This is a genomic window from Microbacterium phoenicis (assembly GCF_047302325.1).
In the GTDB taxonomy this organism is placed as follows: Bacteria; Actinomycetota; Actinomycetes; order Actinomycetales; family Microbacteriaceae; genus Microbacterium.
Genome location: NZ_CP154849.1, coordinates 2336361 through 2348557, shown reverse-complemented (window position 1 = coordinate 2348557; position 12197 = coordinate 2336361). Strand labels below are relative to the sequence as shown.

Genomic DNA, 12197 nt, shown 5'->3' with positions numbered 1-12197 from the left:
CTCAGCCCGCGAGCGCCTTCGAGATGCGCTGCAGCGAGACGGGCTCGGCTGTGCCGAGGCGCTGCGCGAACAGGCTCACGCGGAACTCCTCGAGCAGCCAGCGAGCGTGTTCGAGTCGCGCGGAGGTGCCGGCGGGCAGCGGGAGGGTGCCCCCGGCATCCGCGAACAGGGCGGCGGCGCGCTCGTACTCGGTCATTCGCTGCCGGTCGCGACCGGGGTTGTCCGAGAGCCCGTCGACCCGCTCCTTCGCCCCCTGCAGGTAGCGGGGAAGGTGCGCGAGGCGCGCGGTGCCGGTGCGCGAGAGGAACCCGGGGTGGATGAGGCCGGCGAGCTGGCCCTTCACATCTCCCAGGGCGGCGAGGAGCGTCATGGAGTTCTGGTTCTTCACCGCCCGCTCGACGTCGCGCTGCAGGGTGAGGATGCGGGCGGCCAGCGACACGGTCTGGAACAGCTCGTCGACGACCCGGGAAGAGAACGCGTCGCGGGCGGCGATGAACGCGGCCTCGGTCCGGATGACCGCGTCCCCCATGACGGCGTCGGCGACCGCGACCCGGGCATCTTCGATGAGGGCCTTCGCCGACGGATAGGGCGAGGCCGCCAGGGCGAGCTTCTCGGGCGCCGTCAGGTGGTCCATGACGTAGCCGGTGGGCGAGGGGACGGCGAGAAGCAGCAGCCGCCGGGCGCCGGCGCGGGTCAGGTCGGCGGCGCGTTCGGCGGTCGCCTCGATGCGCAGCGACACCCCGTCCTTCGCGTCGACGAGCGCCGGGTACCCGCGGACGACGCCGCCGGCGACCTTCGTGTCGACGACCTCGGGCAGGTCCCCGACGTCCCACGTCGTGATACCGGTGCGCTCGACGGGGGCGCTCGCGGCGGCGACGGCCGCGGCGGGGGATGCCGCCGGCTGCGGGCCGCGCTTCGACGCGAGCGAGCGGGCGACCGACTCGCGGGCGCGGCCGGCGAGGCGGTCCTGGAGCTCGCGCAGGTCGCGGGAGGACCCCACGGTACGGCCTCGCTGGTCGACGGCGCGGAACGAGACACCGAGGTGGGCGGGCACGCGCTCGAGGTCGAAGTCGCCCTCGGTGACCGGCTGGTGCGCGACGCGCTGGATGCGCGCGGCGAGGGCTGCACGGAGCGTGGATGCCGGGAGTCCGTCGGTGTCCTCGGGGCCCGACCCGCGCAGCTCGTCGCCGAGGGTGCTCGCCCAGTCCGCGGCGGGGACGACGTGGCGGCGGATCGCCTTGGGGAGCGCCTTGATGAGCCCGGTGACGAGCTCGTCCCGCATGCCGGGGACCTGCCAGTCGAACCCGTCGGGGCGCAGCTGCGCGAGCAGGGCGAGGGGCACGACGACGCTGACACCGTCGTCGGGTGCACCGGGCTCGAAGCGGTAGGCGAGCGAGAGCACCTGGTCGCCCTGCCGCCAGCGCGTCGGGAAGTCGCGCTCGTCGGTGCGCGCGGACTCGCCGAGGAGGTCGGCCTCGGTCATGTCGAGGAGCTTCGGGGCGGCGGGCTGCGTCTCGCGCCACCACGCCTCGAACGAGCGGACGTCGAACACGTCGTGCGGCACGCGGGCGTCGTAGAAGGCGTACACCGCTTCGTCGCCGACGAGGATGTCGCGGCGGCGCTCGCGCTCCTCGATGCGTTCGAGCCGACGCCGCAGCTCGCTGTTGCGGCGCTCGAACGCGGTGAGCCGCTTGTCGAGGTGCTGACTGTTCCACTCGCCCTCGACGAGCGCGTGGCGCAGGAACAGCTCCCGGGCGAGGTCGCGGTCGCGGCGGGCGAGCTGCACCCGGCGGCGCGGGATGATCTCGACGCCGAAGAGCGTCACCTTCTCGGCCGCGACGGCAGCGCCGGCATCCTTCGACCAGTGCGGGTCGCTGAGGCTCCGGTGCGCGAGGTCGCCGGCGAGGTCCTCGGCCCACGCGGGATCGATCGCGGCGACCGTACGGCCGAACAGGCGGGAGGTCTCGACGAGCTCGGCGGCCATGACGGCGTCGGGGGAGGCCTTGCGGAGGCCCGAGCCGGGGAACACGGCGAACGAGGCGCCGCGCGCGCCGCGGTACTGGGGCAGGGGCTTCCGGGCGTTCTTCTTCGCCGGATCGGTCGTCACCGAACGCGTATCGAGGATGCCGATGTGCGAGAGGAGCCCCGACAGGACGGCCCGGTGGAGCGCGTCGGGATCGGCGGCGCCCGCGGCCTGACGCGGGGCATCCTTCGGCGAGCCGGAACGCGACAGCGTCGAGAGCTGCCGGTGCACGTCGAACCATTCGCGGACCCGCACGTAGTTCAGGTGCTCGCTGCGGCAGAGGCGCCGGAACGCGCTCGAGCCGAGCTCGCGCTGCTGCTCGCGCAGGTGGTTCCAGAGGTTCAGCAGGGTGAGGAAGTCGCTCGTCGGGTCGACGAACCGCGCGTGCAGGCGGTCGGCCTCCTCGCGGCGCTCCTCGGGACGCTCGCGGACGTCCTGGATGGACAGCCCCGACACGATCGCGAGGACGTCGCGCGAGACGCCGAGCTTCTCGGCCTCGAGCAGCATCCGCGCGAACCTCGGGTCGATCGGCAGGCGCGCGATGCGGCGACCGAGGCTCGTGAGCCGCAGTGCGCCGGTGCGCCCTGCGACGGCGCGGAGCTCGGTCAGCAGCTCGACGGCTGCCTTCACGCCGCGGCTGTCGGGTTTGGTGAGGAACGGGAACTCGGTGACGTCGCCGAAGCCGAGCGAGAGCATCTGCAGGATGACCGACGCGAGCGAGGTCCGCAGGATCTCGGGCTCGGTGAACTCGGGGCGCGCGGTGAAGTCGTCCTCGCCGTACAGGCGGATCGCGATGCCCGCCGACGTGCGGCCGGCGCGGCCGGAGCGCTGCTGCGCCGAGGCCTGCGAGATCGCCTCGATCGGCAGACGCTGGATCTTCGACCGCACGCTGTAGCGCGAGATGCGCGCCGTGCCGGTGTCGATGACGTAGCGGATGCCGGGGACCGTGAGGCTCGTCTCGGCGACGTTCGTGGCGAGGATGATCCGTCGCCGGACGCCGGCGACCGCGGACGGCTCGAAGACACGGTGCTGCTCGGCGGACGAGAGCCGTCCGAACAGAGGCAGCACCTCGGTGGGACGGGCGTCCTTCGCGTACAGGCCCCGGACGGCATCCATCGCGTCGCGGATCTCGGCCTCGCCGGGGAGGAAGACGAGCACGTCCCCGTCGGGCTCCCGGTCGAGTTCGCGGAGCGCCGCGAGCAGACCGTCGACGTCGTCCTCCGTCTCCTCGTCTTGGGCGCGGTAGCGGATCTCGACGGGATACGTGCGGCCCGACACCTCGATGATCGGGGCGGGGACGCGCTCGCCGTCCGGCGCCGCCCCGGCGAAGTGCGCCGCGAAGCTATCGGGGTCGATCGTCGCCGAGGTGATGATCACCTTCAGGTCGGGGCGCTCGGGCAGGATGCGGGCGAGGTAGCCCAGCAGGAAGTCGACGTTGAGGGACCGCTCGTGAGCCTCGTCGACGATGATCGTGTCGTAGCGGCGCAGCAGCCGGTCTCGGTGGATCTCGTTGAGCAGGATGCCGTCGGTCATCAGCGTGACCTGCGTGGCGTCGGTCACCTCGTCGGTGAAGCGGACCTTGTAGCCGATGGCGCCCCCGAGGGGCACCTGCACCTCGTGCGCGAGGCGCTCGGCGATCGACCGCGCCGCGATACGCCGTGGCTGCGTGTGCGCGATGCGCGTGCGGCCGAGCTCGAGGCACATCTTCGGCAGCTGCGTCGTCTTGCCCGAGCCGGTGGCGCCGGCGACGATGACGACCTGGTTCTCCGCGATGGCGCGCGTGATCTCGTCCCGCGCGGCGCTGACGGGCAGCTCCGGGGGATACGAGAGGACGGGGGCGGGTGCGGACACAGCCTTCGATGCTATCGCGCGGGCGGATGCCGGCGGGCGCCCGCGCGTGTCGGGCCCGCCGCGCGCCGCCGCAGGCTCAGCGGTCGGTGTTCTGCGGTTCGTCGAGCAGCGGCAGGTCGGCCGCCGTCACGAGGCGCGAGAGGATCGCGTGCTCGACGAGGCGTGCGCGCCGATTGGTGGCCAGCTTGCCGACGCCGCCGCGGAGCCCCTGGACGCCCTCGCGGTCGAACTTGTCACACACGTTGTCGAGCTTGCGGTTGAAGGTCGTCAGCGGCCACCCGAGCCGTTCCGCGGCCTTCGCGGACGTCGGGATCTGGCTCGAGCCCATCATCCCGCCGCGCAGGATCGGCTCGCAGAGCGCGATCAGGAGGAGACGCTGACTGGCCGTCAGAGGGACCGCGCCGATGGTCGTGCCCCCGTCGGTGCTGTCGCCGTCGAGCCCCGTGATCCGGCCCGTGAACCGAGCGGCTCCGTTGCGGATCGTGAATTCGTACGTGTAGGCCCCGGCCGTGAACATGACGATCAGCTCGGGGAAGACGAGCGGCACCCGGGTGCCGGGACCGAGCATCGCCTGGTAGGCGCCGTCCGAGGTCGCCAGGGCGACGGAGATCGATCGCCCCGTGTTGGTGAGCCACCACATGCCCTGGGAGGACTCGATCTCGAGCAGCCGTCGGTGCAGGTACGGGTTCGTGTCGATCACGAGATCGGCGTCGCGTCCGATCGAGTACGTCTGGCCCGGCGTCGGGTGGAACCACTCACCGCAGAACTCGATGCCGAGCTCGGCGGCATCCGTCTCGGCTGTCAACTCGACGTCTTCTCTCATCACATGCCCCCTTGAACGATCTGGATGATCCCCCACACGGCGCCGGCGACGAGCGTCACGCCGACGACCGCGATCGCGATGAGACCACCGCGGCGCGGACGTGCCGCCGGCGCGGGGGTCGGCGCGGTCGGCGGTGCGACCGGTGCGCGGGTGATCGCCGGCGGTGCCTCGCCGCCACGAGGCGCGTAGACCGCGCGGGAAGCCAGGGTCCCCGCCGCCGAGGCGGAGCGGGGCGTGTCCGCCCGCCCGTGGACGACACCGCGCCCGGGGGGATCGGATGCCTCCCGCCGTTCGGCCACCCGGGTCTCCTCGTCGACACGTCGCTCGGCGAGGAGCGTCGCGTCGTCGGCCCGTCGCTCGGCGAGGAGCGTCTCATCGTCGGGCGTGCGGCGCGCCGCGAGCAAGGTCTCGTCATCAGGTGACCGCCGCTCGACCAGAAGCGTTTGGTCGTCCGGGGCGTGTCGCGAAGCGAGCAGGGTCTCGTCGTCGAGGTCGTCGTGGTCGGCGCGATGAGTGCGGTCGTCGACCGGATCAGTCATGACGTCTCCGGCGGGAGGGGACCGTCTCGACCTCGATCGTGCCGGAGGCGGGTTCGCTCGTGACGAGGCCGCCCGTCGTGTCTTCGAGCCGGGGATGGATGCCGCCGCCCACCACGTCCACGACGATCGCCGTGACGTTGTCGCGACCACCGTGAGCCAGGGCCTGCGAGATGAGCGCGCCGGTCGTCTGAGCGGGGGAGGCTCCCGAGAGGAGCCCGGCGCGGATCGCCTCGTCCGTGATCTCGCCGGAGAGACCGTCCGAGCACACGAGCAGGCGCTCGCCGGTGACCACGGGCAGGAGCCAGAAGTCGGCGGGGCTCTGCTCGCCGCCGACGGCTCGCGTGATGACGTTGCGTCCCTCGAACGACGACATGTCCTCGCGGGCCAGCCGGCCGGCATCCACCATCTCCTGCGCGACCGAGTGGTCGACGGTGAGCTGCTCCAGACGCTCGGACAGCAGCCGGTACACACGGGAGTCCCCGACGTTGACGACGAGCCAGCGGTTCTCGCCGTTCTGCTGGACCGCCACGATGCCGGTGAGCGTCGACCCCGCGCCGCGCGTCGTCCGGCGCGAGATCGCGCCGACCGACGCATGCGCGGCGTGGACCGCGTCGGCGACCTCTTGGGGCGTCACGTCGCCGCGGCCCACGAAGCCGCGGAATGCATCGATCACGGCGGCGGAGGCGAGATCGCCCGCCTCGTGGCCGCCCATCCCGTCGGCGACGACGAAGACGGGGAAGCTCGCGAGGTGCGAGTCCTCGTTTACGCGACGGCGGAGCCCCGTGTCGGTGAGGGCACCGCTGATGACCTCGAACGGGAGAGGTGAAGGTTCGCGCATCGTCATCGCGTACCTGCGTCGAGGGTGAGTTCGGCGTCGCCGAGGAGGAACCGGCCGGCCAGGGGAGTCGGCGTCCCGACCGGGATCTCGGACTCGCTGTCGCCCACGAGAACGCCGTTCGTGGACGAGAGGTCGGTGATGGTCCAGCCGTCATCCGTGCGGCACAGGAGCGCGTGGGTCTTCGAGACCGTACGGGTCGCGTCGTCGATCGCTACGGATTGCGCCCCCGGCTCGTCGGCCGGCGGTGCGGGGTTGCGGCCGAGCACGACCACGGCGGCGGTGAGCGCGACGGTCTGCCCGGTCGGCAGCCGGAGCGTGGCGCTCGGCCGGCGGTGCGCGGCGAGGACGGTGTGCTCCTCGATCCCGGTCTCGGCGGCCGGCGCCGCGTCGAACGACGGTGCGACGGGAGCGGCGATGATCGGAGCGGCGGCCGGCGTCGTGGCCGCGAGCGGCGGCGGGGACCAGGGATTCGTCGGTACCGGCGCGCCCGGCTGCAGGGGCACCGCGACGGGGGTCGGGGATGCGATCGGCGGTGCGGGAGCGGCCGGGGCGGGAGCGGGCGGCGGCGCGAAGGCGGTGGTGTCGGCGGCCACGGGCGCGGCGGTCGGGGCAGCGGGGGGCGCGGCGAACGGAGTCGGCGGGATCCCGCCCCGAGGGATGCCCTGCCAGGTCGCCGAACCCCACCCGATCACCGAGGCCCAGACGGGGAGGAGCAGGGCGCCGAGCACGACGAACCCGCCGCCGCGGCCGAAGCCGCGGTTGAGGGGACCCATCATGCGCAGCATCAGGATCACGGCGGCCGCGGCGAACACCAGGAAGAAGACGACCGGGACGACGGCCGCGGCCAGGAGGGCGCCCGAGGCGTCTCCGCCCCCGCCGAACGCGGCGTTCTGCGCGGACTGAGCGAACAGCGACGCCGTCACCGTCGACAGGATGACGGTCAGGATGCCGCTGCCCACCAGGACGGCAGCCCACCAGCCCTTCATCCCGGCGAGTTCGAACAGCAGCCAGAGGTTCCACACCGGGACCCAGGCCCGACCGGGCGGACGGTCCGTCTTGCGGAAGACGGCCGCGAGCGCCATCGACCCCCAGACGTACACGCCGACCGCTGCGATCAGCTGGATCACGACGGCGACGAGTGACACCGCTGCGACACCCGCCAACGATCCGGCGGCGTCTTCGGCGATCGGGAGCACGCTCCCCGTCGTCACGCTCTGCATCTGTCCTCGTCCTCCGTCATCGGTTCCCTCGGTCCCGCATCGCACACCCTATCGGCGCCGAGGCCGTGCGCGCGGCAGCAATGAGCGCAGCGACAGTCGCGCCCGCAGTCGCGCCCAGAAGCCCTTGTCGGCCGCGAACCGGGAACGCTCGGCCGCCACGATCCGCCAGAACTCCTCGTTCTCCTCCGTCGTCGGAGGAGCCACATCGAACACCGAGCGGTCGGCCCACGTCGCCAGCCGTGTTCCGGCGCCCCCTGCGGTACCCTGCGCGAACAGGAGCGCGAGCTCTTGCCGCGTGAGATGCGCCGGCGCGGGGTATCCGTGGTCGACCGCTGTGTCGACGTACTCCTCCCAGCCGCCGGTGAACCGTCCGGCGACATCGGGGCGGCGCCGTCTGCCGCGTCGTCGAAGCGCCTTGATCGCGAGAACCGTGACGAGCGGGCCGACGAGGACGACGACGGCGAGCAGGGAGATGCCGCCGATGCGGACCGCCGTCCAGAGCGCGGAGAGGTCCGCCTGCTCTTCCGGCGCATCCTGCGCCGTGCGGTCGCCGTCGGCGGGAGACGCGTCGGCGGGCAGGACCGGCTCGGCCTCGTCCCGTCGGACGTCCGTCGGGTTCTCGGGATCGCGTCGCTGTTCGAGGTCGGGGGAGGGGAAGCTCTCGTGCTGCGGCGTCACGTCGATCGGAGTCCACCGGCCCGCGGCATCCTGCACCTCGATCCACGCGGCGAGATCCCCGCCGCGACAGGTGCCCTCGTCGCACACCGGCAGGTCCTCGGCGGACGCGAGGCGGGTGCCGACCACGACGCGGGCGTCGAAGCCGAGCTGATCGGCGATGAGCATCCCGGCGACCGCGAACTGCTCGTCGTCGCCCACGGCGGCCACGAGGTCGGCATCGGAACGGCCGGGCGCCTCCGCCTCGCGGTCCAGGAGCTGAGTGAAGAGCGCACCGATCCGGTCCGCGGAGTGACCGGCTCGCGACGATTGGAAGCCGCCCTCGCCGAGGTCCTGCAGCCACGACGGGGTCTGACCCGGGGTCAGCTGCAGCGCGTGGCTCAGGTAGCCGCGCGAGCGCAGCCGGTCGAGCAGCGTCTCGAGTCCGCTCCCTCCCGCTCCCGCCTGCTGCGCCTCGATCCATTCCGTCAGCGACGCCGGGACGACGTCGGCCGGCAGTGACGATCCGGTGCGCGACGGAACGAGGGATGCCACGGGTGCTGCGGCGGGCTCCGGGGCGACTTCGAGCCGGTACGCGTCTTCCTCGGCGAGCCCGGGGTCGGCGATCTCGATGGCGCCTCCGGTCGCCGCGTTGTGGAAGAACCCGTCGGCGAGGTCGGCCGCACGCGGTCCCTCGAACGCGATCGCCCGGAGGGTGCCGATGGTCGGAACCCAGATGCCGGTGCCGGTGCCCATCCGCACCGTGACGACGGCGGTGCCGGCCGCACTCTCGTCGAGGCTCGAGGGAACCCGGGTGAAGGAGGTCAGCGGGTCCGTGGTGCCCGTGGCCGGGTCGACCGCCCGGACGGTGCGACCGTCGTAGAACGGGAGCGTCGCGAGTCGCACGCGATCGATCCCCGTCGACGCCGTCACAGTGAACAGCGTCTCGTCGTACCGTTCATCGGTGAACGACGCGCGGTAGGCGGCAAGCGGACTCGGTGCCCGTTCGAGTTCGAGGATCGGGTCGACGACGCTCCGCGCGACCGACCGGGGCTGGTCGGCGAGAGCCCACGGGCCCCAGGCGGCGGCGGCCGCGATCGCGACGACGACCATCCCGACCGCCGTCGCGGCACGTGCCGCGCTGCCCCGTCGGCGGCCACCGGGTCCCCGGACGACCCCGGTCGCAGCGCTCGCTGTCGCGAGAGCCCGACGGCGTTCGTCGGCCCTCCGCCAGATGACCGCGACGAGAGCGGTCACGAGGGCAGCGACGCCCACCAGCGTCTCGGGCTGAACCGCCACCGGACCGACGCGCAGGGGCGCGGCGAGCGAGCGGGCGCCGAAGACGACCCCGAAGACGGCGGGCACGAGCGCCACGGCGACCGCAGGCATCCACCATCTCGTTCCCCGCCAGGCGATCGAGAGAGCCGCGACGGCGCTGCCGAAGAAGAGCAGCAGGGTGGGCGCGAGGGTCGCCTGGTAGCTGCCGAGAGGCAGGTCGAGGGTGAGGAGGTCCTTCCACCCGGTCACGGGGGCTGTCGCGACGCTCACCAGCGCCCGGAGGGCGGCGTCGGCCGAGGAGAGGGATCCGGCGGCTGCGACGGGCACGCCCAGGGCCAGGTATGCGCCGAGTGCCGCGAGCGCGACCCACCAGCCCGACCAGCGCCACCGGGCGCCCATGGCGGCCACGCCGTGGCCCGCGGCGATGCCCGCCGAAACGACCACGATGAAGGCCGTGCTGCGATAGATGGGCCAGGCAGCGATCGCGCCCACCGCCAGGAGCAGGTCGATGACGACCGCCTGACCGACGTAGAAGCCGAGGCGCGAGGATCCCCGGCGCCGACGGGCGTCGCGACGGGTCGGTGCGGCGGTCATGATCGCCCGCCCCGTGCCAGGAGCTGCCGGAGGTCTTCGAGCAGACCGATGGAGATGACCGTCATGCTCCCGAGGCGCCGGATGCCGGGGGCCGCGGTCGGCGCGCACACGAGGGCGACGACGGCGACCTCGGAACCGAACGCGAGGGCTGCGCTCTGCAGTTGGGTGGGAGTGGGGGCCGAACCGCACACGAGGAAGGCGATCGAGGCATCCGGATGACGTCCCGAGGCGAGCGCCGCGACCTCGCGCAGCCGACTCGGGTTCTCGCCGCGCTCGATGCCGGCCAGGTCGTCGAGGAGGGTTCGGCTGGAGATGGTCGTGAGAGTGCGGAAGGTCCGCATCCGGCTGCGCGCGAACTCGGGGATCTCCGACCCCGCGACGACGTCGACGTCGCGCCCGTCGCGGATGCCGCGGACGCCGATGGATGCCGTAGCGCTGACGGCGAGCTCGAACTCGTCCTCGTCGGCGTATTCGTCGGCGCCGAGGGCGAGGACGAGGATCATGCGGGAGCGCCGGGTCTCCTCGTACTGACGCACCATCATGGCGCCGGTCTTCGCCGTCGACTTCCAGTGCACCTGGCGGGGGGAGTCTCCGGGGGCGTAGGGGCGCAGCGCGTGGAACGAGAAGTCCGCGTCGACGATGGTGCGGGAGGGGCTGCCCTCGAGGTCGCGGATGAGGCCGGCCGCGGAACTGCGGAGCGCGGTCGTCACGGGGTGCACGTAGAGCGTGTGCGTGTCCTGCCAGGTTGCTTCGCGGGTGAGGATGCCGAGAGGGTCGCCGCGGACGGTGCGCGCGGGACCGACCGTGATGACGCCACGATGCTGCGTCGGGATGACGACGGTCTCGGAGAGCTCGTGCCCTGGACGCAGAAGCGGCACGTGCACGTCGACGAGGCCGTCACCGACCGGCAGATCGACCCTGCCGGGGAGCGCCGTGCGCCTGCCGACGTTCGTGACGACGAGAGCGCCCTCGACCGGGGTTCCCGCCACGACGCGGTCATGGGCCAGGCGGAGGGTGACCTGGTAGGCCCGCGCCCCGAAGAGGAACGGGACGGACAGAGCAAGGAGCAGAAGAGCCGCGCCGCCTGCGACGGCGAATTCGAGCAGTCCGAATCCGAGCCCGAAGCCGAGTCCCACGACCGCCACCGCGACGACGACCCAGCCCGCGGGCGCGACGGTCTCAGCGGTGTTCCGCGCGGCACGGGCGACGGCGCGGCGGAGCCGCCGCCAGCCCTGGACACCGCGAACGGCGAGCACGGCCGCCGAACGCTCCGAGCCGAAACGGGTGCGGGTGTACCCCGTCGTCCCCGAGGTCCGGGTGAGACGGGACTCGGTCGACGAGCTCACACGTTCTCTCGCTGACGACGGTCGTCCGCGCGCTCCTGCTGCGACGGCGGGACGACGTCCAGAAGGACCTGCCCGATGACGGCCTCGGCGGTCACGCCGTCGAACTCGGCCTCGGGGTCGAGGATGAGGCGGTGGGCGAGAACGGGGACCGCGAGCGCCTTGATGTCGTCGGGGGTCACGTAGGTTCGCCCGTGGGCCAGGGCCCACGTCCGGGAGGCCTTCGTGAGAGCGAGCGCGCCGCGGACGCTCACGCCGAGACGAACCTCGCGGGCGAGACGGGTCGCCTCGACCAGGCGCGCGATGTAGTCCAGGACGAGCGGCGCGAGATACCCCCCGCGCGCGATGTCGGCCATGCTGACCACGCCCTGCGGAGTGACGACGGGCGCCACGTCGCGGGATGCCTCGCCGGAACCCTCGAGGATCCGCAGGGTCGCGGCGTGATCGGGGTAGCCGAGCGAGGTCTTCATGAGGAACCGGTCGAGCTGGGCTTCGGGCAGCCGGTACGTTCCGGCCTGCTCCACCGGGTTCTGCGTGGCGACGACGAGGAAGGGGACACCCACGTCCCGGGTGATGCCGTCGACGGTCACGTGCCCTTCCTCCATCACCTCGAGGAGGGCGGACTGCGTCTTGGGGGACGCGCGGTTGATCTCGTCGGCGAGGACGATGTTGGCGAAGATCGGGCCCTGGTGGAACTCGAACTCGCCGCGCCGCTGGTCGTAGACGGTGATGCCGGTGACATCGCCCGGGAGGAGGTCCGGTGTGAACTGGATGCGGGAGCTCGTCCCCTGGACCGAACGTCCCATCGCCCGCGCCAGCGAGGTCTTGCCCGTGCCGGGGTAGTCCTCCAGGAGCAGGTGGCCCTCGGACACCATGGCGGTGAAGGCCAGCTCGATGACGTGGCGCTTACCGAGCACGACCTGCTCGACGTTGTCGACGAGCGAGGTGAAGGTCTCGGCGAACCAGGCGCTCTGCTCCTGGGTGATCGTCATCGTGTTCCTCTCGAAGAACGGGTGTTCTTGGTGATCTCGGCG

The 12197-nt window shown here is 72.6% G+C and carries 8 protein-coding genes; all 8 read right to left on the bottom strand.

The features are described 5' to 3' along the window. Position 1 precedes the first annotated feature (1 nt). Positions 2–3874, bottom strand: a complete 3873-nt coding sequence (gene hrpA / locus ABCU91_RS11470) for an ATP-dependent RNA helicase HrpA (protein ID WP_413353760.1) — start codon at positions 3872–3874, stop codon at positions 2–4. A 76-nt stretch (positions 3875–3950) separates the two neighbouring features. After that, the gene (locus ABCU91_RS11465) at positions 3951–4697 is read right to left on the bottom strand and encodes a hypothetical protein (protein ID WP_413353759.1); all 747 of its coding nucleotides are present in this window, start codon (positions 4695–4697) and stop codon (positions 3951–3953) included. Continuing rightward, positions 4697–5236: a hypothetical protein gene (locus ABCU91_RS11460; RefSeq protein ID WP_413353758.1), complete on the bottom strand. Its 540-nt coding sequence runs from the start codon at positions 5234–5236 to the stop codon at positions 4697–4699. The genes ABCU91_RS11465 and ABCU91_RS11460 overlap by 1 nt, the downstream gene beginning before the upstream one ends. Then, a complete protein-coding gene (locus tag ABCU91_RS11455) occupies positions 5229–6074 on the bottom strand; it encodes a PP2C family protein-serine/threonine phosphatase (RefSeq protein WP_413353757.1) in 846 nt (281 codons plus the stop codon). The genes ABCU91_RS11460 and ABCU91_RS11455 overlap by 8 nt, the downstream gene beginning before the upstream one ends. Positions 6075–6076: 2 nt before the next feature. Then, on the bottom strand, positions 6077–7294 hold the full coding sequence (locus ABCU91_RS11450) for an FHA domain-containing protein (protein WP_413353756.1): 1218 nt from the start codon (positions 7292–7294) through the stop codon (positions 6077–6079). Positions 7295–7342: 48 nt separating this feature from the next. Beyond that, positions 7343–9820, bottom strand: a complete 2478-nt coding sequence (locus ABCU91_RS11445; RefSeq protein ID WP_413353755.1) for a transglutaminase domain-containing protein — start codon at positions 9818–9820, stop codon at positions 7343–7345. Continuing rightward, positions 9817–11166, bottom strand: coding sequence for a DUF58 domain-containing protein (locus tag ABCU91_RS11440; RefSeq protein WP_413353753.1), 1350 nt, complete (start codon positions 11164–11166; stop codon positions 9817–9819). The genes ABCU91_RS11445 and ABCU91_RS11440 overlap by 4 nt, the downstream gene beginning before the upstream one ends. Next, complete coding sequence (locus ABCU91_RS11435) at positions 11163–12155, bottom strand: AAA family ATPase (RefSeq protein WP_413353752.1); 993 nt, start codon at positions 12153–12155, stop codon at positions 11163–11165. The genes ABCU91_RS11440 and ABCU91_RS11435 overlap by 4 nt, the downstream gene beginning before the upstream one ends. Positions 12156–12197 lie beyond the last annotated feature (42 nt).

Coding starts and splice junctions, on each gene's coding strand:
- ABCU91_RS11465 (WP_413353759.1), bottom strand. CDS start 4,697: ATGAGAGAAGACGTCGAGTTGACAGCCGAGACGGATGCCGCCGAGCTC.
- ABCU91_RS11460 (WP_413353758.1), bottom strand. CDS start 5,236: ATGACTGATCCGGTCGACGACCGCACTCATCGCGCCGACCACGACGAC.
- ABCU91_RS11455 (WP_413353757.1), bottom strand. CDS start 6,074: ATGCGCGAACCTTCACCTCTCCCGTTCGAGGTCATCAGCGGTGCCCTC.
- ABCU91_RS11450 (WP_413353756.1), bottom strand. CDS start 7,294: ATGCAGAGCGTGACGACGGGGAGCGTGCTCCCGATCGCCGAAGACGCC.
- ABCU91_RS11445 (WP_413353755.1), bottom strand. CDS start 9,820: ATGACCGCCGCACCGACCCGTCGCGACGCCCGTCGGCGCCGGGGATCC.
- ABCU91_RS11435 (WP_413353752.1), bottom strand. CDS start 12,155: ATGACGATCACCCAGGAGCAGAGCGCCTGGTTCGCCGAGACCTTCACC.